Origin of the sequence: Scytonema sp. HK-05, assembly GCF_963872035.1 — a bacterium.
In the GTDB taxonomy this organism is placed as follows: Bacteria; Cyanobacteriota; Cyanobacteriia; order Cyanobacteriales; family Nostocaceae; genus Kalymmatonema.
This window is the reverse complement of the sequence record NZ_CAWMYC010000107.1, coordinates 58266-78310: the sequence shown is the minus strand read 5'-3', so window position 1 is coordinate 78310 and position 20045 is coordinate 58266. Positions and strand designations below refer to the sequence as shown.

General features: G+C 43.9%; 24 protein-coding genes. 14 read left to right on the top strand and 10 right to left on the bottom strand.

Features of this window, described 5'->3' with window-relative positions:
* Positions 1 to 536: 536 nt before the first annotated feature.
* Positions 537 to 686: a ribbon-helix-helix protein, CopG family gene (locus AACT52_RS20420; protein ID WP_073633108.1), complete on the bottom strand. Its 150-nt coding sequence runs from the start codon at positions 684 to 686 to the stop codon at positions 537 to 539.
* 55 nt (positions 687 to 741) lie between these two features.
* Between AACT52_RS20420 and AACT52_RS20415 the strand changes: the two genes are divergently transcribed.
* Both AACT52_RS20415 and AACT52_RS20410 read left to right on the top strand, forming a co-directional pair.
* Positions 742 to 1914, top strand: a complete 1173-nt coding sequence (locus tag AACT52_RS20415; protein WP_073633107.1) for an RNA-guided endonuclease InsQ/TnpB family protein — start codon at positions 742 to 744, stop codon at positions 1912 to 1914.
* A 52-nt stretch (positions 1915 to 1966) separates the two neighbouring features.
* A complete protein-coding gene (locus tag AACT52_RS20410; protein ID WP_073633106.1) occupies positions 1967 to 3151 on the top strand; it encodes an AGE family epimerase/isomerase in 1185 nt (394 codons plus the stop codon).
* A 143-nt stretch (positions 3152 to 3294) separates the two neighbouring features.
* Here AACT52_RS20410 and AACT52_RS20405 read toward each other — a convergent pair whose 3' ends face one another.
* Positions 3295 to 3471, bottom strand: coding sequence for a MarR family transcriptional regulator (locus tag AACT52_RS20405; protein WP_198940965.1), 177 nt, complete (start codon positions 3469 to 3471; stop codon positions 3295 to 3297).
* Positions 3472 to 3556: 85 nt separating this feature from the next.
* On the opposite strand from AACT52_RS20405, the gene AACT52_RS20400 reads away from it, so the two are divergent.
* Both AACT52_RS20400 and AACT52_RS20395 read left to right on the top strand, forming a co-directional pair.
* Positions 3557 to 5026, top strand: a complete 1470-nt coding sequence (locus tag AACT52_RS20400) for an RNA-guided endonuclease InsQ/TnpB family protein (protein ID WP_073633104.1) — start codon at positions 3557 to 3559, stop codon at positions 5024 to 5026.
* On the top strand, positions 5002 to 5631 hold the full coding sequence (locus AACT52_RS20395) for a Uma2 family endonuclease (protein ID WP_083630437.1): 630 nt from the start codon (positions 5002 to 5004) through the stop codon (positions 5629 to 5631). The genes AACT52_RS20400 and AACT52_RS20395 overlap by 25 nt, the downstream gene beginning before the upstream one ends.
* Before the next feature lie 848 nt (positions 5632 to 6479).
* On the opposite strand, the gene AACT52_RS20390 is transcribed toward AACT52_RS20395, so the two are convergent.
* The 3 genes from AACT52_RS20390 to AACT52_RS20380 all read right to left on the bottom strand — a co-directional run bounded on the left by AACT52_RS20390 (position 6480) and on the right by AACT52_RS20380 (position 10597).
* Positions 6480 to 7784 carry a pentapeptide repeat-containing protein gene (locus tag AACT52_RS20390; protein WP_073633103.1) on the bottom strand — a complete coding sequence of 435 codons (1305 nt, stop codon included), beginning with the start codon at positions 7782 to 7784 and terminating at the stop codon, positions 6480 to 6482.
* Between the two features lie 352 nt (positions 7785 to 8136).
* On the bottom strand, positions 8137 to 9948 hold the full coding sequence (locus AACT52_RS20385) for a hypothetical protein (RefSeq protein WP_073633102.1): 1812 nt from the start codon (positions 9946 to 9948) through the stop codon (positions 8137 to 8139).
* Positions 9949 to 10063: 115 nt separating this feature from the next.
* Positions 10064 to 10597: a hypothetical protein gene (locus AACT52_RS20380; RefSeq protein WP_143172831.1), complete on the bottom strand. Its 534-nt coding sequence runs from the start codon at positions 10595 to 10597 to the stop codon at positions 10064 to 10066.
* 61 nt (positions 10598 to 10658) lie between these two features.
* Between AACT52_RS20380 and AACT52_RS20375 the strand changes: the two genes are divergently transcribed.
* The 7 genes from AACT52_RS20375 (at position 10659) to AACT52_RS20335 (ending at position 14750) form a co-directional block, all read left to right on the top strand.
* Positions 10659 to 10817: a hypothetical protein gene (locus tag AACT52_RS20375; protein ID WP_158054710.1), complete on the top strand. Its 159-nt coding sequence runs from the start codon at positions 10659 to 10661 to the stop codon at positions 10815 to 10817.
* A 170-nt stretch (positions 10818 to 10987) separates the two neighbouring features.
* Positions 10988 to 11206, top strand: coding sequence for a hypothetical protein (locus AACT52_RS20370; protein ID WP_073633100.1), 219 nt, complete (start codon positions 10988 to 10990; stop codon positions 11204 to 11206).
* A complete protein-coding gene (locus AACT52_RS20365) occupies positions 11199 to 11471 on the top strand; it encodes a hypothetical protein (protein WP_233154015.1) in 273 nt (90 codons plus the stop codon). Before AACT52_RS20370 ends, AACT52_RS20365 begins: the two co-directional genes overlap by 8 nt.
* 747 nt (positions 11472 to 12218) lie before the next feature.
* Positions 12219 to 12494, top strand: a complete 276-nt coding sequence (locus AACT52_RS20355; RefSeq protein ID WP_073633117.1) for a BrnT family toxin — start codon at positions 12219 to 12221, stop codon at positions 12492 to 12494.
* A complete protein-coding gene (locus AACT52_RS20350; protein ID WP_073633099.1) occupies positions 12478 to 12708 on the top strand; it encodes a hypothetical protein in 231 nt (76 codons plus the stop codon). Before AACT52_RS20355 ends, AACT52_RS20350 begins: the two co-directional genes overlap by 17 nt.
* A 387-nt stretch (positions 12709 to 13095) precedes the next feature.
* On the top strand, positions 13096 to 14214 hold the full coding sequence (locus AACT52_RS20340; protein WP_073633098.1) for a phosphotransferase enzyme family protein: 1119 nt from the start codon (positions 13096 to 13098) through the stop codon (positions 14212 to 14214).
* Entirely contained in the window at positions 14211 to 14750 is a 540-nt protein-coding gene (locus AACT52_RS20335; RefSeq protein WP_073633097.1) for a DOMON-like domain-containing protein, read from the top strand. Before AACT52_RS20340 ends, AACT52_RS20335 begins: the two co-directional genes overlap by 4 nt.
* Here the strand turns inward: AACT52_RS20335 and AACT52_RS20330 are convergent.
* From AACT52_RS20330 to AACT52_RS20315, 4 genes are all read right to left on the bottom strand, one after another.
* On the bottom strand, positions 14740 to 14949 hold the full coding sequence (locus tag AACT52_RS20330) for a hypothetical protein (protein ID WP_073633096.1): 210 nt from the start codon (positions 14947 to 14949) through the stop codon (positions 14740 to 14742). The genes AACT52_RS20335 and AACT52_RS20330 overlap by 11 nt on opposite strands.
* Complete coding sequence (gene pstS / locus AACT52_RS20325; RefSeq protein WP_073633095.1) at positions 14933 to 15991, bottom strand: phosphate ABC transporter substrate-binding protein PstS; 1059 nt, start codon at positions 15989 to 15991, stop codon at positions 14933 to 14935. Before pstS ends, AACT52_RS20330 begins: the two co-directional genes overlap by 17 nt.
* Positions 15992 to 16293: 302 nt before the next feature.
* Positions 16294 to 16890, bottom strand: coding sequence for a TetR family transcriptional regulator (locus AACT52_RS20320; protein ID WP_073633094.1), 597 nt, complete (start codon positions 16888 to 16890; stop codon positions 16294 to 16296).
* Between the two features lie 12 nt (positions 16891 to 16902).
* Positions 16903 to 17901 carry an aldo/keto reductase gene (locus AACT52_RS20315; protein ID WP_073633093.1) on the bottom strand — a complete coding sequence of 333 codons (999 nt, stop codon included), beginning with the start codon at positions 17899 to 17901 and terminating at the stop codon, positions 16903 to 16905.
* 35 nt (positions 17902 to 17936) lie between these two features.
* On the opposite strand from AACT52_RS20315, the gene AACT52_RS20310 reads away from it, so the two are divergent.
* Together AACT52_RS20310 and AACT52_RS20305 are read left to right on the top strand one after the other, a co-directional pair.
* A complete protein-coding gene (locus AACT52_RS20310; RefSeq protein WP_073633092.1) occupies positions 17937 to 18299 on the top strand; it encodes a hypothetical protein in 363 nt (120 codons plus the stop codon).
* A 131-nt stretch (positions 18300 to 18430) separates the two neighbouring features.
* The gene (locus AACT52_RS20305) at positions 18431 to 18628 is read left to right on the top strand and encodes a hypothetical protein (protein WP_073633091.1); all 198 of its coding nucleotides are present in this window, start codon (positions 18431 to 18433) and stop codon (positions 18626 to 18628) included.
* A gap of 103 nt (positions 18629 to 18731) precedes the next feature.
* On the opposite strand, the gene AACT52_RS20300 is transcribed toward AACT52_RS20305, so the two are convergent.
* A complete protein-coding gene (locus tag AACT52_RS20300; RefSeq protein WP_073633090.1) occupies positions 18732 to 18959 on the bottom strand; it encodes a hypothetical protein in 228 nt (75 codons plus the stop codon).
* Positions 18960 to 19101: 142 nt separating this feature from the next.
* Here AACT52_RS20300 and AACT52_RS20295 point away from each other — a divergent pair, with 142 nt between their 5' ends.
* Complete coding sequence (locus AACT52_RS20295; RefSeq protein ID WP_073633089.1) at positions 19102 to 19920, top strand: carbonic anhydrase; 819 nt, start codon at positions 19102 to 19104, stop codon at positions 19918 to 19920.
* Positions 19921 to 20045: the final 125 nt, after the last annotated feature.

The window sequence follows — 20045 nt, the reverse complement described above, 5'->3', positions numbered from 1 at the left end:
AAATAGAGAGCCACTTGGGTAGCTCTCCAGATCATCAGGGTGCATCTACTTAACATAGTATATCAGGTTTGCCATGAGGGGCAAGACCCCTCACCCCCTTTTTTGATATTTTTTTTGGTGACGAAATTTTCTGATGCCAAAAAAAATAGAGAGCCACTTGGGTAGCTCTCCAGATCATCAGGGTGCATCTACTTAACACAGTATATCAGGTTTGCCATGAGGGGCAAGACCCCTCACCCCCTTTTTTGATATTTTTTTTGGTGACGAAATTTTCTGATGCCAAAAAAAAAAGAGAGCCACTTGGGTAGCTCTCCAGATCATCAGGGTGCATCTACTTAACACAGTATATCAGGTTTGGCATGAGGGGCAAGACCCCTTACCCCGTTTTTTTAAAATTTTTCTTCAGATTCATCGGTATGACCGATAATTTGTGAACTACCTACTGCGAGGCGATAATTGACGCTGTTGGTTTTGGTGCAAAGGGGAGGATTACTAGATAGCCAAAAACTTCTACAAACCGCATATCTCTCAGTAAATCAACTATCCAGTGTTTTGCGCTTTAAGGTTCTAATCAGTTCTCTTAGGACATCATTTTTGGATCTAACCGTGGCTTCACAATATTTCTCCAACAACTCATACTCATCTTCGGTTAGTCGGAAATTTAACCGTTTTGTTAGTTTGTTCATCACAAAAGTGAGTCAATTTGATGTACAATTTGATTGTACTCAAGGTGTGGCGTTAATGGCTTACAAAGCATTTAGAATCAAGCTAAAGTTAAACAACCAACAGAGAACCGTGATGGCACAACACGCAGGTTATTCGCGTTGGGTGTATAACTGGGGACTAAGGCTTTGGGAAGAAGCATACAAAGATGGGTTGAAACCAAGCGTGGGGATGCTGAAGAAGTTTTTCACCAATCATGTCAAGCCACAGTACCAATGGATGAGCGAGTTGTCATCCAAGGTTTATCAATATGCGTTTATAAATCTAGGAGAGGCTTTCAAGCGTTTTTTCACCAAGAAAGGTAAGTATCCGAGATTCAAGAAAAAAGGCAAATCAGATAGCTTTGCGATTGATAATTCCGGCGCACCAATTAAGATAGGTGGCTTGCGTCACAAGTTACCTTTTGTTGGGTGGATACGCACTTATGAAGCGTTGCCAGAATATATTACAAAGAAGGTAACAATTAGCCAGCAGGCGGGTGACTGGTATCTCAGTTTTCATGTTGAAATACCCGATGTTGACCTGACGCCAAAAAGTGTTGAGCGGGTGGGGGTTGATTTGGGCGTTAACGCGCTAGCGACTCTTAGTACTGGTATTGTGTACCCAAATTTGAAAGCGTACCGCAAGGCAAGGCATAAACTAGCAAAGCTGCAACGAAGAGTGAGCCGCAAACAAAAGGGATCTAATAACCGTCACAAAGCCAATATAAAAGTTGCTCGTCAACACAGACGGGTCGCAAGCATTCGCAACGATTATTTGCACAAAATCACGACGTATTTAGCCAAAAACCACGGTGAAGTTGTGAGCAGCGCGTTGGGCGGGTTCCCCGACTTGAAGCGACTGCGAACCCGAAGGGTGATTGAAGATCTGAATGTGTCGGGCATGTTGGCTAACCATAAACTGGCATCTGCAATTGCCGATTGTGGGTTCTACGAGTTTCGTCGCCAGCTTGAATACAAGTGTCAGCGCTACGACTCAAAACTGGTGGTAGTTGATAGGTTCTACCCCAGTTCGCAGATTTGTTCTAGTTGTTGCTATAGGCAGAAAATGCCACTGAAGGAACGCGTTTATGTTTGTCCTGTTTGCAATGTTAGTCGGGACAGAGATTTGAACGCAGCGATAAACCTATCCAACTGGGGTCGGCTTGATCGAGGATGCGCCTGTGGAGCAAGTGCCGCCGACGGTTTGTGACGAAGCAGGAAATAAACACTTTAAACAACTTTGTCTGTTTTGACTAGATTTTATGGAGCAGTACGACTTTAAAGAGCTTGCTGAACTTTACAAAAACGCGCTCCTCAACGACGTACTCCCATTTTGGGAAAAACACTCGATTGACTGGGAGCAAGGCGGCTATTTCACCTGTCTTGATCGCGAGGGTAAGGTTTATGACACAGATAAGTTTATCTGGCTGCAAAACCGCCAGGTGTGGACTTTTTCCATGCTTTACAACCAGTTAGAAAAACGCGAAAATTGGCTGAAAATTGCCAGCAATGGTGCTAATTTTCTTACCCAACATGGTCGAGATGCCGAGGGTAACTGGTACTTTGCACTAACCCGTGAAGGGAAGCCACTGGTTCAGCCCTACAATATCTTTTCTGATTGCTTTGCAGCAATGGCATTTAGTCAATATGCACTCGCCAGTGGCGAAGATTGGGCAAAGGATGTGGCGATGCAAGCTTACAACAACGTTTTGCGCCGCCAGGACAACCCGAAGGGCAAATATACCAAAACCTATCCCGGTACGCGCCCAATGAAATCTCTGGCTGTACCGATGATTTTAGCCAACCTGACTCTGGAAATGGAATGGCTCCTGCCCAGCGAAACCCTTGAAAACGTCCTGACTGCTACTGTTCAGGAAGTGATGAGGGATTTTCTAGACCAAGAACGGGGGCTGATGTACGAAAACGTCGCCCCCGACGGTTCCCACATTGATTCTTTTGACGGACGGTTAATTAACCCCGGTCACGGTATCGAAGCGATGTGGTTTATCATGGACATCGCGCGCCGTCGTAATGATACTAAAACGATTAACCAAGCGGTTGACGTGGTGCTAAATATCCTGAATTTTGCTTGGGACAGTGAGTACGGCGGGTTATATTACTTTATGGATGTAGACGGTCATCCCCCACAGCAATTGGAATGGGATCAGAAACTGTGGTGGGTTCATTTAGAGTCTTTGGTTGCATTGGCAATGGGCGATCGCCTGACAGGGCGTGAGGCGTGTTGGGAGTGGTATCAAAAGATGCACGATTACGCCTGGTCGCACTTTGCCGATCCAGAATACGGTGAGTGGTTTGGCTACCTTAATCGGCGTGGGGAAGTGCTGTTAAATCTTAAAGGTGGTAAATGGAAGGGCTGCTTTCACGTCCCGCGTGCGTTGTATCTTTGCTGGCAGCAGTTTGAGGCGTTGAGTGCAAAGTCAGTTTAATCTGTGCTGGCATAGAATTTAAATTTTAAAGTGGAAGCAGTTACATCTGATGGATGCCATGATTGCTACACCAAAGCGATTCACAGTAGTTAAAGGCGGAAGCCCACGAGTATGTGGGTGACGAAGGAACCCACATATGTCCTTTAGCCGTGGGAGGAAGCCACAGGCACTTTTAAGTGCCGTCCCCATCTTTCAACTAATTCGCTAACACTGACCCCTTCAGATTCGGCTACTTGTTTTAAAGTATCCCAAGTAGAAGGAGTTAACCAAATCGCTTTTCTAACCTTTGCTTCATCATAAAACAAAGGTTCGTTCCTCATTGCTTTCTTTTTAGGTCTTGGTGTTGACATTTTTCAGCTAGGTACACTAAGCTAACTGTAGGTCGAAAAGGAAAGAAGAGTCAAGATGCAGGTTAGTTACCAGTACAAGTTGCGTCCTAAGCAAAGTCAATCAAAAGTCATGGATTCATGGTTGGATATGCAGCGTAGTTTGTTCAATTGGTTTTTGGCTGACCGCATTGACGGCTATTATCAAACCTTTATTATGGGTGAGTATTGCGATATCAGAACAAAAACTGAGCGATGCCCATTAACTTGTTCGTTGAACAAGAACTCAAATCTGCATAATCCTTGGAAGAATCCAGACAAAAACGGAGTAATTAAAAAGCGCTCTTGCTCTTTAATGCAAGATGCTTATTTGGCAGAAATAAAGCAGGCTAGACCTTGGTACAAAGCAATCCACTCAAACGTGTTGCAGATGCTGGTGAAGCGTCTTGACACAGCAATGGAAGGGTTTTTTAAACATGGTCGTGGTTTTCCTTCATTTAAGAACAGATCTAACTTTCGTTCTTTCCAGTACAAGCCAGGTGACGTTAAACTTGATGGGAATAAAATATATCTGCCATCAATAGGGTGGATGCGTTTTTATAATTCTCGTCCTATTCCACAAGGATTCCAGATTCGTACTGTAACGCTGCGTAAAAAAGCAGATGGGTGGTACACGAGTATATTAATTAGGGATGATTCAGTTCCTGATTTTCCAACTCCAAGAGAAATTAACACTCTTGTGGGATTGGATATGGGATTAACAAAGCTCGTTCATTGCTCAGATGGTTCTGACTTTGCAAATCCCCGTCCTAGTGCTTCTAAAGAAAATAGACGTACTTTAAAGATTAGGCAACGACGCCTATCTAGGAAAAATATTGGTAGCGCTAATCGCAAGAAAGAGGCACAGAGAGTTGCTAGACTTCACAAAAAGCACGCCGATAAACGTAGTGCTTACCAATGGTTTGTTGCCAACAAAATAGTCAGTAAGGCTGATGCTATCAGCGTAGAACACTTGAACATCAAAGGGACGAAGGCAAAGTGTAAACCTAAGCCTGATGATGTTAAACAAGGTCGATTTCTCAAAAATGGTCAATCTGCTAAACGCGGTTTGAACCGTTCTATTTCAGATGCTTCATGGGGAAGTTTGATAGAAAAAATTCAGTACGCGGCTGCAAAGTCGGGAAAAAGATTTTTCAAAGTAGATCCAAAAAACACGAGCCGCACTTGTTCTAAATGCGGCGTTGTAGACGCTTTATCTCGCTTTGGAGAAAAGTTTGTTTGCACATCATGCGGACATGAAGCGCAGGCGGATAAGCAAGCTGCTCTTAACGTCAAGATTAGAGCCATTAAAGACAATCAGCTTGTTATTAAAAAATTCAAGAAGGTACGCAGGGACTCTGCGGAACCCAAACAATTGACATTGTTTGAAACGCCCAACCCTGAATTAACAGGGATTAAAAGGAGATACCGTGCTAGAAATAGCAAACGCGGTGTGCCTGGGAACCCGCCAACTCAATTGAGCTTATGGGATATTGGAGACTTGGCTTAGTCTTCAAGAATCCCACCTCTAGAAGAGGTGGGAGTGTCAAAATCGACGAATACCATCGACTGATTGAACTTGGATTTTTGACGGAGGGAGACAGGATTGAATTGATTCGGGGAGAATTGATCCAAAAGACTGCAAAGGGAACACCTCATACATTTTGTACAACCCGACTTTGCCGCCAATTGAATCGGCTTTTGGGGGATCAAGCAGTTATCCGTGGACAAGATCCGATTACTCTAGCCAATCACAGTGAGCCTGAGCCGGATGTGGTTATTGCAAGAGGAAGACATGAAGATTATCTTGCTCACCATCCCTATCCCGAAGATATTTTACTTGTTGTTGAAATTTCCGATTCCACATTGGCTTATGACGAAACAACGAAGCTGACGTTGTATGCAGAAGCAGGAATTGCCAATTATTGGATTGTCAACTTAAATGCTTACCAATTAGAGCGTTACAGTCAGCCTTATCAAAGTATTCAAGGTAAATTTAACTATCTCAGGAAGCAGATTTCTCTGGCGAATCAGTCAGTGCCAATTCCTGGGTTTGAAGATGCCTTATTGGATTTGAGTCGGATTTTTCCAAGGGGTGCGATCGCTGACTCGTAAGGTAGGTTAAACTATAAAGCTAAGTAGGTGGACAAAAGTAAATACAACTGTGTAAACAAAAGTTAAGGGTAAATTTACAAGTTCTCGTCAACAAGTACGAGACTGTGAATTAAAACGAAAGCGTTCGACCTTGTATCCTTTTTTATCAGCTCGTGTGTTGATTGCCTGAATCACAGCGATTGCCTTCGGCACTGCGCAGAGCGCAATCGCGTTCATCTTAGTGAGGATGACTTTGAGGCAGCAGTACTTGATTTTTTAGGAGTTGGTTCTACAGCGCTAGCAATTGGAAGATTAAAGCCAGATAAAACTACTTATCAAAATGGATATGTAGGAGTATTTGGACTCAATGCAGACGGTAGCGCTTTAAGTACTGGACAACTCTCTGCACTGAGTGATGAGCTTAACCGTAAAGCGTCGTTATTGACTGGAAGAGCGAAGACTATCAAAACATTCCTGAAGAACAAATAAGACCGTACGACCCAAAAGAAGCAGCAAAGAAGCTGGGTCATGAGATTGAGAATCTTCATATCAGAGCAACGGCACTAGAGCAACAGTTAAATCGGCTGGTGGCTTAAGCGCGCAGATAAAGATGACACGCTCCGCCATTTGGCGGAGTCCGCTTAAGCGTGGGGATTTAACGGGCTTTGGTTGGTGTCACATTTGGTAAGCGAAAAACCGGACAAGTCGAAATTGCCCCAGAAATCAACTATTGCAGCAGATTGATTATTCCTCCCGTTGTGAACGAGATAAATGCCCCAACGTGTAGCATACCCCTAAAACGGCTTATTTTCGTTGGTAGCTCACTTGTCGAAAATAACCCGCAATCATGAAGTAATGGAAAGCATGACCTATTCAGCTTCAAGCCATCCTCTAACTGTTTCAGCAGGAATACTAAAGAGTGGATGATTAAAAATTTGTTTTAATGCTTCCAGCCCCCCAGCTTTTAGGGCGTCTAGTAACCTAACTTTTAATTTTGGGTTACGTTTAATTTCTTGATGAATTGTTTCAGCAACTGCCGTTTCTGTTGTTGTGGGGTTAGTCTGTGCTAGTTGATTAAGGAGTCGCTGAATTTCTGCTGCCGCGTCAGCCAAATTTTGTCTTTGTTCTTCTGTGTAATTATGTTGGTTGAATGTAGGTTTACTACCTAGTTGCGCTGTATCAATAAACTGGGTATTAGAATTTCTTTGGTCGTATTTAGATTGATAAGATTCTGACATAGAATTACTCTCCGCTTGATTTGTAACATGAATAATATTTTGAATAGGTGTAGATGCCATTATCTCTACAACCACCATTATATTTGCACTTTGGTGACGGTATATTATCTGATCATCTTTAGCTTTTAAGTCAGCATGATATTCTTTTTCAAGAATCTTTTTTTCATATAATGCTTTAGCCTGAGCTTCAATCTCTGCTTTATTAGCTTCTGATGGAACTTCTAGCCGAATTACAAAAGCACCACCACTTTTCTTTTCAATCGCTTGGACTGATAAACTTTTTTCATTATTTTTAGCTTGTAGTTCTTGAAAGGAGAAAAAAAATGCTTTCCAATCAATACCATTACGAAAAATGAGGTCAACTGTTTCTAAAGCTTTTTGAAATAGGTCGGTAAACTCCCCAGGGTTAAACTCTCCGCTGCTTGGGCGGCGTCCTTGAGGATCACTTCTCAAATACACGTACTGGCAATCAATATTATCTAGCTTTGTAGCAGAGTTAATATTCCAGTCTTCCAAACAAGCACCTGTAAACTTTGCACTTGTAAAATCTGTTCCTAGTACTTGAGTTCTAATCAGTTTAGCCCCGATGAGGTTAGCCTGACTAAAGTCAAGTCCACTAAGTTCAAGGCTGCTGAGATCAGCATTGCTGAGATTAGCCTGCTTGAAGTTAGCATTGGTGAGGTTAGCCTTTGTGAGGTCAGCATTGCTGAGGTCAGACCTACTAAGGTTAGCCTGCTTTAAGTTAGCACTGATAAGATTAGCATAACTGAGATTCGCACTGCTAAGATCAGCATAACTGAGATCCGCACTGCTAAGATCAGCATAACTGAGATCCGCATATTTGAAGTCAATAACTGCACTATAATTTTTGCGTCTCCACTCATTCCAATCTTTTGCGCTTTGCTTCAGCAAGCGTATATACTCGTTATTTGCCATTGTGGATTTATCCTACATGCTTTTTTACTAAAACCTTTTTCAGTAAAGCTTACAGTTTTTGAATAACATTTGTTTTATGCATTGCCGCTTTATTTAACAAGAAAGGCAGAGGGCAGAGAGCAAAAGGGATTTATCCCTTCTCCTGAATGCACGAATCGTCTGCACGACCAGAAAGGAGCAAGAGTCTAAGTCCCCCACCATAATCTTTGATTTGGTGGCTTGCAATTGGTAATGGGTTGGAAGCCCCCATCATATTGCATTCCTTCTGCCTCCTGTCTTCTTCACTAATCAATGATAGTTAATTGTAAAAAATATTACTATCATCAGCAAAGTTAAAAGACTAAGCCTCTAATTATGTCTGCTTTTTAAGCAATCGCAGCACATCTTTTCTGTTTGCAGTTATTACGTCATGTACTAATGTTTTCCAATCTTCTTCAACTTTTTGATTTTCTTTTTTCTGCTTGGCTCCATGCCAAAGTTTATCTTGAATTTCCTTTTTTTCACAAAACTCATGCCATTCTGTCTCAATATCTTCCCCACCAAAAGCTAAAGTCATAAACTTGTCAAATTTGGTGAATGCTTGCTCATTTGGATAATTTAGCTTTGTTTGTAATTTCTTTTTGCACTCCTCAACAAATTTATTACGTAAAAAATCAATTTTATTTTGAATCTTTTGAATTAGTTCTTTCTTTAAACCGGTAGCTAGAGCATCTATAGGGGTATCAGTACTACTTTCAAGTTGAGAATTTTCATCATCTTGATTGTTAGATGCCAGTGTTTGATTTAGTTCTTCTTCTGAACCGATAGCTGGAGCATCTATAGGGGTATCAGTACTATTTTCAAGTTGAGAATTTTCATCATCTTGATTGTTAGATGCCAGTGTTTGATGTTGATTAGACTGCTTGGATATTATATCATTTAGATACTGCTCAGAAATAGGATCAATCTGTTGATCTGGTAACAATTGAGCAAGGGGATCTCCAATCCAACCCAGGATTATATCCCCAGACGCATAACTTGATTTTTGAATTTCCTGAAACGCTTCTCTAAGCTGATCTGTATTAGGCGGAAGTTGTTTTTCTATCTCATTAAGAAACTCAATTCCTTCGTGCGTCGTCAATTCTTTAAGATTCCCATCATTAGATAAGATTTTCACTACTGATAATTGCAAATCTCTTTCTGATTCTATTAGCGCCTGCGCTAGTAAGTTCATCTTTTTTACAAATTCATTTCTGAGTTCAGAAACACACAAATAATAAGCAACTTTGTATGATTTATGGCGATTATAAAAACCGATTATTTTTTTCGATAATGGATTTCCTTCGTCATCTGTTTGACACGATTTCACAACTTCATCTACTTTTTTGCTAAATTCATTATGAGGTTCAGTTTGTTGAGTTAAAAGTTCTTGTTGCCTATCAATCATTTTACCATTTAGAGGTTTCCAAAACTGCTCCTTAAACCAATGGCTAAATCCTCTTTCTCCTGGTTCACTATAATTTTCTAAAAGATGTATGGCTTTTTCTAGCTGTTCATTAATTTCTCTCTGAAGATTTACTAAAACTTCATCCTGTGATTCTAAATATTTCTCAGATACGAAGTGAATATTTTGAGTTAAATTTTCAAGTACTGGTTTCAAAATGTGTTTTTGGACTTCCTCAACATCGCTACAGTCTGCAATAACTGCTTGAGAAACTTTAATTTCTTGTAAATCTATGGTTCTTTTAAAGCGCTGACACGTTTTAAAATTATCCTTTTCTTCACTCTTTCTATAATTTAAAACCATAAAAGAACACTCGTTGATTGGAAATCCTTCTAGCGCTCTACAAGCTATTTCATATATTTCTCTATCGGATTTTTTCCAATCATCACCATCAGAGTCAGGTTTACGAACAAAGAGAATAAAGTCAATATCCTGTTTGAGAGTTTTAATTAATAATTCTGTATCAAGGATAGTATCACCAAAACCTGGTAAATCTATTACTCCAATATGCCCCACTTCCTGATTCTGAAATTGACAACGTATTCCCAACTCTTTTACAGCTAGATATTTGCTATTTTTTCCATCATCATCACTAATATATTTTTTGATATCTTTTCTATCAATTATTTCAGGTGGAATATTAATGAATGATTTATATTCTTGATATTTTCCATAATACAATTTTCCCAGTGTTCCATATTGATATCTAGCCTCTGTATCTCGTAAATGCTCAGAAAGCCAAGAAAAATAATGTAGCTTTATCGCACATATTTTTGGTTTCTACGGGGTTATACGGTTAGGTGCAAGATGTGAGGCAACTTCCAGACTTGAACCAAAGACCACCACCCATCTTGGCGCGTACATTAAAAGTATCACCTGCAAATACTCCAGCCAAAAACCTCCAACCGATACGACGCGATCGCCAAGCCCCAGCAGTAGAAGATTCATTTTCGTAAATCAAGTTACCAAAGTCTGTAAAAGTGCTGTTGGCATACTTGGACACAACAACATCAAAAATTGTTCTGGTATTGTTTGCCCCAATATTGCCAGCCGCCTCAAAAAGCAGATTGATATGTAGCAGGTAATTTCCATCTGCTGGAATCGTGATATCACCATTGGTAGCAAGAACAGTGCCTGTATTTATGACTCTATTATCCCAAGCAATGACTGTGTAACCAGATGTTGTGATGTCTTGCTGTTGCACTCTATGAACATAAATCAGAGGACGAGGAAGCACACCAGCAGGAACTGCATCGGCGATCGCATCTTCAACATAATCAGCCGTGACTATCTCGCTCGGTTTTTCTGTATCAGCTACAGGATATGTCATAACTGAACGCTTTGCAGATTGCCCTGTAAAAACTGGGTTCATTCTTGTCGGTGTATCTGCCTTGAGAGCATATGGAGATGAATCAATATTTCCAAGAGATGCGATCGCTGCCCTTGGACATCGAATTACCTTTGATGATGACGGGATTGCTTTTGTAGAAGATGCTGGATCTCGTGTAAGTGGGTGGACAAAAATAAACCAACTATGTAAAGAAAGATGAAGGAGATAGCTTTGTGGCGCTCAAGTCCCAGAATAGGTCATCATGACCGAAGTACGGGTATTAATTGCAGCCATTGAACTATTACCTCATCCGACACTGAAACATCCCCATTTTCAGCTTTTGCAATTGGCAAAGCTAAAATAGTGTCTAGTTGTTCTTCCTAGGCTAATATGAGCGTAGCAGAATTGTTATCGACCTTACGAAATCTGTCTCGTGCAGAAAAATTACAGGTCATGCAGTTTTTAGTTCAAGAACTGGCAGCTGAGGAAGAAGCATCGTTGCTGCAACCTGGAGCGACCTATCATGTGTGGTCTCCATATAATTCTCATGATGCTGCCCAGAAGCTAGCCACGCTCCTGGAAGAAGACAGACAGGCAAGTGATGCTTAACGCTCAAAAGTTTCCCTTCATTGAAGGACGTGATGCGTTCGGTGATATTGACGCAGTATCGCGATTACCTCTAACACTGAGTTACCAAAATTCTGTTGTAGAAGTTGCAGGGTTGCTAGACACTGGAGCCAGCATCAATGTCTTGCCATATAGCGTAGGTATTCAGCTAGGAGCTGTTTGGGAAGAGCTGAATACCTCCGCTTGCTGGAAATCTAGCACCCGTCGAAGCAAGAGGATTAGTTTTTTGACATCCTCACCGCCTTAAAAGGAACGGTGATTCCTCACCACGCCATAACCTACTTGTAGTAGGAGGATGGTCGCCGAATGGGGTTGACGCTTCAATGAGAACAGCTTGGAACCAAGTCTTACACTCTCTCCACATCCGTTTTAAGTCTCGGAATGTCCTTCCGCGACTAATCGACTGCAAACTATTAATTTTTGACTTTTTCCTCTGGGATGGATTTATGTTTACTACCATTGCCCATTGGTTTTTCTCTACGCCTGCTCTCATCGTAGCTGTTTCAACGCGTCTTGAGCCTAGAGGGGGATTGTTAAGTCCAAGTGTATCTTACCACAAAGCCGTCCTACAAGGACGGGGCTTGTATCCCATTATTTTCGGTCAGCCCAAATCGGCACTTTTGCACCTGTGCGATTGGTGTTTGCATGGAGCCTCACGGATAATGTGCCATTACTGTTGGGGCGTATGAACTTTTTCTTGGAATTTGATGTCTGCTTCTACCGTTCCCAAATGGCATTTGAATTACGTCCAAAGCCCTAAGCTAGTTGGTATAACACCTCGTCACACCCGACTGGCGATCGCTCATCTCCTATGATGAGTTAAACTACGCAGGCACTGTACTACCAAAGCGTGATGTCTGATGACAAGCCGCGTTGCGTCTACGTTGTTTTCGTACGGTGGGTTAAGCTATGACCGACGGGTGAGGGTATCAGCTACAACAGATAGCATTTGGCTGATAAGCTAATTAAAGTAACGAATAATGCACCTTTAGGCATGGAATTTGAGTGGAATCCCGATAAAGGAGACACAAATCTTAAAAAGCACGGCGTTTCATTCCAGGAAGCCGCTACTGTATTCGGCGATGCCTTATCGATAACCTTTCCAGATCCTGATCACTCGATAGGAGAGAGCCGATACGTTACTATCGGATTATCCAGGTATGGTCGCTTGCTGCTGGTTTCTCATACCGACAGAGATGAGCATATCCGGATTATCAGTGCCAGAGAAGCAACAGGGCAAGAGCGGAGGTTCTATGAGGAAGGAGATTGAGAACGAGTTTGAGGATGAGCTACGTCCTGAATATGACTTTTCCAAAATGACAGGTGCTGTTCGGGGGAAGTATGCAGAACGCTACAAAGCTGGAACTAATCTTGTGTTGCTTGATTCTGACGTAGCACAGGCATTTCCAACTGATGAGTCTGTCAATGAAGCATTACGGTTATTAATGCAAATCGCTCAACGCCAAGGCACCCAAGAGCAATAAGCCTTGGACATTGTGCCGGCGTAACTCTAGATACTCCTACGCCACACCATACCCCGTATACTCTCTTGCATAAACAGGCTGTAATCCTAAGACAAGATCTTCCTTTGGCACACCCATTGCTACCACTCGTAAGTCACAGGGTATGAGGGGTCTGAAGTGAATACACCTTGAGACTTCGTTGTGCGATGATGCATAAGCGCAAAGCGCATGCCCGAGGCAACCCCTAGCGTGTCCGCAGGGCTTACGGCGATGCTCCTCCGGAGCATCGCTAAGCGCCATCGCAATACTTGCAACATTTTTATACAGACCTGACGTAAAACTTACGCTACCATATCCCCTATTGCCTTCATACAATCACGTGGGGAGTCGCGCAGGTCAAAAACAAACATGACGGAAAATCTCAGGACACAGGACACTGACAATTTGGTTGCCATTGCCGATCAATTCGCCCTCCAGGGGAAAGTTACGGCTGTTCAATCATTTGGCAGTGGTAATATTAATGACACCTTTCTAGTCACTCTGGATTCCCCAGGGGAAAAGCATTTTGTCCTGCAACGCATCAACACGCAGGTGTTTCATCAGCCCCAACTTATCATGCAGAATATGCGTACATTCACTGAGCATATTCACGAACGTTTACAACGTACCCCCCTTAGCCGTCGTTGGGAAGTGCCCCGCGTGTTGTTGACCAAGGATGCTCAAGACCACTGGAGGGATGCTGATAACTCGTTCTGGCGGGCAATCAGCTTTATTGAAGGCTCGCAGTCTTTCGACACAATGGACAATCAGGAACACGCCCAAGAAATCGGCTATGCCCTGGGGATGTTCCATAATCTTATCAGCGACCTGCCGCCTGAAAAACTTGCTGACACCCTAGAAGGGTTCCATATTACGCCGGTGTACCTTCAGCACTACGACGAAGTTTTAACGAAAACTACCCCGCGCCAATCTCCGGAAGTGAATTATTGCTTGCAGTTTGTGAGCGATCGCCAAGTCTGGGCGCATGTCCTGGAAAATGCCAAAGCCACAGGCGATCTGCCACTACGCCTCATGCACGGCGATCCAAAAATCAACAATGTTATGTTCGACACTGCTACCCAGCAAGCCGTCAGCGTAGTAGATCTCGACACCGTTAAGCCGGGTCTGGTACATTACGACATTGGCGATTGCCTGCGTTCAGGCTGCAATCGAGCCGGAGAAGAAACCGAGCAGTGGGAAAGCGTTCATTTCGATACTGATCTGTGTCAGGGAATTCTACAAGGCTATCTTTCTGTGGCAAAAGCGTTTCTCACGGAAAATGACTATGCCTATATATACGATGCAATCCGTCTGCTCGCCTTTGAGTTGGGAGTGAGATTCTTTGCTGACTATTTAGCAGGGAATGTTTACTTCAAGGTTAAGCATCCAGAACACAACCTTGCAAGGGCGCTTGTCCAGTTTAAGCTTACCGAGAGCATCGAATCTCAGGAAACAACGATTCGCAACATCATCCAGGATATGAAATGAACGACCAGACGTTTAAGATGCAACCTTTCCCCTCTGCTAAACCGATACCTGATTTGAAAATTGCAGGCAATATCGCCCGACAAGGGAATCAATTTACCATCCACTACGCGCTTCTCGGCGATGTTAAAGAAGTCGCGTTCGCCGCACCTTCAGACACACCAGCACGAAAGCACGAACTGTGGAAAGACACTTGCTTCGAGTTCTTCCTAGGCATCAAGAATTCTGATCAGTATTGGGAATTCAACCTCTCCCCCGCCGGAGACTGGAATATCTATCGCTTTGATGCATACCGTCAAGGGATGCAAGAGGAAACAGCGTTTACGGCACTCCCGTTTAGCATCCAGCATCTATCGGACGGTTTAGCGATCGCCCTGGATGTCGAACTAGATAAAATCGTCCCAGCAAACCAAGCCATTGAGGTTGGTATCACCACCGTCATCAAACACAAAGACGGTGAGGTGTCTTACTGGGCATTGACTCATCAAGGAACTGAGGCTGACTTTCACCGACGAGACAGTTTCATCATTACGTTGTGAAATCCAATATCAAGTTGGTAAAGGCATATGGTTCTTTGTTAAATACGATGCTTTGACCAACCAATTTGGCGATTTCTAGCAGATTTGTAACGGGACGTGTGTAGCTACCATTGGAATGTCCGAAGGTTTGTTGAGCCACAGTCAGGTTTTTACAGGCTCGCTTTCTACCTGAAATACGAAAATCAACTTTCTTTACCAATCTTCTTTGCAGCAGATTGCACTTTAGTTCTGATTTTCTGAGGTAGGGGAACGTATCCCAGTTCTGTACTGTATTCCTGGCCTTTAGTCAACGCCCACTCAACAAATGTCTCCAGAACCTGAGCTTTTTTAGGGTCTTGATATTTGTTATAAGTGAGGAGCCAAGTGTAGGTAACAATTGGGTAAGACTGAGCTTCGGCTGGATCGGTGATAAAAGCAATCAAGTTCTTGGCAGGTAATTCTACTGCCTCCAAAGTTTTAGCAGCTGACTCTAGTGTTGGCATAATGTAATAACCAGCTTTATTTTCTAAAGCAGCCATAAGTAAATTATTCAGCGTGGCATAGGCATACTCCACATAGCCAATTGCTCCTGGCGTTTGTTTAATTTGAGCGGTCACACCTTCATTACCCTTAGTACCAACACCGATCAGCCACTGGATAGTTTTACCCGATCCAACTTTGTTTTTCCACTCCGGGCTGATGGCGCTTAGGTGTTGCGTGAACACACTTGTGGTACCACTACCATCAGAGCGATATACAACCATAATCGGCAGATTGGGCAAATTTACCCCCGGATTAGCTGTAGCAATTCTAGGGTCATTCCAATTCGTGATTTTTCCTAAAAAGATATCTGTGTAGACCCGACGTGGTAGCTTCAGACCAGTTGCCACATTGGGTAAGTTGTAAGCTAGCACTATAGAACCCGCAGTTATGGGTAAAGTTATCACACCCCGTTTAACCTTAGCTGCTTGTTCATCTGTAATTGCCACATCACTCGCTGCAAAGTCCACAGTACCTTTGATAAACTGTGCCACTCCAGCACCACTCCCAATTGATTGATAGTTAATCTGCACATTGGGATTTTGCTTGTTGTACATTAAAAACCAGCCCTGGTACAAAGGCGCGGGAAAACTTGCCCCTGCACCAACAAGAGAAATATTGTTACTGTTTCTGCGATCGCTAGCGCAGGAAGCAAGACTCAAGGAAACAGCAATTAGGGAGAGAAGACAAGCCTGTCGTAGAGATTGAAGTTGAGTAGACATACAAATCTTAAGGTCTTAAGTGACAAACGCTTGATTGGAACGTTACCACATTCAGTAGACCGAAAACTTTTGGCAAGCGTTCGCAACAATCAGGGTTTGAGTCAACGTTTTCGGGACTGACGAGAGCGATCCCAGGCATGTGGTCAGAGGTGAACCGATTGCACAGCCGATTGGATTGGGTTACCGGGGAGACCGAAAAGCTTCAAAGCAAGATTGCTCAATTGGCAGGATGAAATCAAACTTGAATTACTATGTCGTTCCCCGTCGGCGTGCGCCTGCTTTCACCCAATGCTGACAAGCACCTAAACGCTTAACTCACCCACCACAAGACCAGCAAGTACCAAGCGCCATACTTGGGCAAAGTCCGTGTCGATGTCCAGATCACTCCATTCGGATGCGTGAGCTGGATGGTGAAATCGAACCGTCGCTTGAAAAACTGCCTTCGCCGCTGCCTGCGGTGAAGCTACCCTAAACTCGTTACTGGAAATACCGCTCTCGATGATTTGAGCGATTTGGCTGACCAGTTCAGCAACGTGAGCTTGAACCACCCCTCGCGCCTCTTGGGCAATCGCCGAATAAGTTGCAAACAACTCCGGCTCGTCCAGGACTTTTTGACGCTTGAGAGTCATGAGTTGCTCAAACCATCGGTGCAATCGTTCAACAGCAGAACCTTGTTCTTCTGCAATCACTGCAAGTGGCGCGGAAACCCGATGCAGCCAGCGTTCTGCTACCGCATCGCGCAAAGCAGCCTTGCTGGGAAAATGCCGATAAATCGTGCCGTGACTCACCTCAAGAAAACGAGCCACATCGACTACCGTCGCCTTTGCCGGACCGTAACGACGCAAAACCTCTTCCGCTGCGTCGAGAATCGACTCTGGTGTCAAAGCTGAATCATTCATGCTACGGGTCTTTTACCTTTTCTCACTATCTAGCATCGCCATTTGACTTGCATCATAGCGATCGCCTGCCACTGCATCCACCGGCACTGCTGCCTCAATCCGGGCAAGATCATCCTCGCTCAAGTGCAGATCCAGCGCACCCAGTGCTTCATTCAAGCGATCGCGACGCCGCGCCCCAATCAGTGGCACAATGTCGTTCCCCCGCGACAGCACCCAAGCAATTGCCACTTGGGCAACCGTCGCACTCTGTTCTTGGGCAATAAGGCGAAGGGCTTCGACCAGCGACAAGTTGCGATCCAGATTCTCTCCAGAGAAGCGTGGCAGATGTCCTCGAAAGTCTTGCGCTTGTTGAGAGCGTTCCTTCGACCAGTGACCGCTCAACAACCCCCGTGAAAGCACTCCATAAGCGGTGACAGCAATGCCCAATTCACGCACAGTCGGGAGGATGTCATTCTCAATACCGCGACTTAGGAGCGAATATTCGATTTGAAGCCAGGTGATGGGATGAATCGCATGGGCACGCCGAATGGCATCTACCCCCGCTTCTGATAAACCAATGTGGCGAACATATCCAGCTTTCACCATTTCGCTAATCGCCTCAATGGTCTCTTCAATCGGCACCGTCGGATCGATTCGGGCTGGCTGATAGAGGTCAATGTAATCGGTTCCCAGTCGTTTCAATGTATAGGCAAGTGAAGTCTTCACCGCTTCAGGACGACCATCGAAGCCAATAAAGTTGCCCTCAGGAGACCGCAACGCACCGAATTTGACAGCAATGAAGACATCTTCCCGCCGCCGGACTGTGAGGGCTTCGTGTAGCAGCAGTTCATTGTGCCCCATGCCGTAAAAGTCGCCTGTATCCAGTAAGGTAACGCCTGCATCAAGCGCTGCATGAATCGTCGCAATACTTTCGGAGCGTGAGGCTGGACCATAAAAATCAGACATGCCCATACAGCCAAGCCCAAGCGCCGATATTGTTGGACCGTTTTTTCCAAGTTGACGCGACAACATAGCAACTTTTCCACTGTGATGATAAAACTATCATAATGGTACAACTGACAAATATCAATATTTGTCATTTCATACTTGTTAAGACCGTCCAACAAAGTGAGCCACAGCCTAAGCGTGCATCGACCAAACAATTCCACCCGTATCAAATAACAGAAGCGGTTGAAACGCCAAGCGTAAAAACCAAGCGCAACGCAGATATCAAAATTATACCAAACATCAACTCCGAGGTATTTGTCATGGACACGAAATTTATGCTGGCGGCTACAGTTCTGTTACGGTTGCGATCGCCGGCAAGGGCTCGCCTCCCTTTGGGCAGTCCGTCGCAGTGGCGCGTCTACATACATCTCAACATTACAGAGACTGCATCTGTCTTAGGGGAGAGACGATGCTATGCCTAGTGACATCTATATAAGGTTAACTGGAACCCAAAAAGACTTATACCGCTAAGTATTATTCTCAGGATTGATGCAGAATAAAGGGCGATCCGGTCATCCTAGAAATCATATCCAATGCTCTGAAATCAAAAAAAATGGCTGGACGACCAGAACGGAAAATGTTGAAACGCCAAAGCACTATCCTTGCTGCAAAAAACTTCTTGGCACAAATGGATAACGGTGCAATGCCGGAAGATTTGGGGTTTATTGCCAATGCTGCGGGGGACCTCGCACTCTTTTGGCATCTGATTGGCAATCCAGAGGAGATTCCCTTAGTAGAATTGCAGAGGTAGTATGAGCATCGTTTATTCATTCCCAGTATTCTAATTCACATGGCAAAGGCTTTTGTCTTTGAAATTTTCAGATTTTCTCCTATTACAAACTCTATGTGATTTTCTAATAAGAACTTGTAGCGTGTGGGGTGTGATCGCCTTCTGGTGTAGCCCAGACGCTGCGCGTGCCTCGCGGAGCGAGGAGCTTACGCGCTTGGCACAAGCCTCCTTTAGGACTTACGGCACTGGCACCGGGAGCAATCGCCGACAGGCGGGTGCTACGCACCATCGCAAGGGAGCGCACTGCCCTAAGGGCGATCGCCTTTAAAGCCAGGTAAGAAAAAGAAGTCACCAATAGGGGGATAGCTTCGGTGCTTTTTCTCCTCTTGTATCCAAACACTCTACACAGCGTTAATAAATTGATAACATTCTGATACAACAGTAGCCATCGTTTGAGAAAATTTAGGGTATTGCCTCTTCGTTTGGATAGTTATATGAAGAAATTGATTAAAGGTCTGCGCGAATTCCAATCTAGCTATTTTTCCACCCATCAAGAACTGTTTGAACAACTTTCTCATGGTCAAAAACCCAGGGTATTATTTATTACCTGTTCCGATTCGCGTATCGATCCAAACCTGATTACACAAGCTCAGCTGGGTGAATTGTTTGTCATCCGCAATGCTGGCAACATTATTCCACCATTTGGCGCAACCAATGGCGGTGAGGGGGCAACAATTGAATATGCTGTTCAAGCATTAGATATTCGACAAATTATTGTCTGTGGTCACTCGCATTGCGGCGCAATGAAAGGGTTAATGAAGTTAGACAGCCTGCGAGAGGAAATGCCGCTTGTGCATGATTGGCTTAAGTACGCACAGGCTACCCGACGACTGGTTCTAGACCACTACAGCCAATACTCGGGGGAAGAACTGTTAGAAATCATCATCGCCGAGAATATACTCACTCAAATCGAAAATTTGCGGACGTATCCGGTGATCCGCTCTAAGCTCTACCAAAGACAACTCAATATTTATGCTTGGATTTATCAAATTGAGACAGGAGAAGTTTTGGCATACGATCCACAAAAGCACGGCTATGTCTTGCTTCACAGCCAACCGACACAATCGGGGATAGATGAGATATCAATAAGCCCGCTTGCAAATGGCAATGGCGACTATTCTACCAAAACTCAGCCTGAGGCGTCTCAACCAAGCGACGAACTCGCGGTCAGAATAGATCAAGGGTTTCCAATGAGATCGCTTTCTCCAGAGCAAATGGAGCGAATTTATCGAGGATCTCGGGCAAAAAAGTGAAAGTGTAGAGTATGAGGTGTAGTGTGTAGAGGGGGCAGTTGTCTTGCTTTGTTCATTCGTTTGTGAAATGAAATGACTTTTAGCAAGATAGCTTTGTTGCCTTTGACACTCCCACGCCTTTAGTT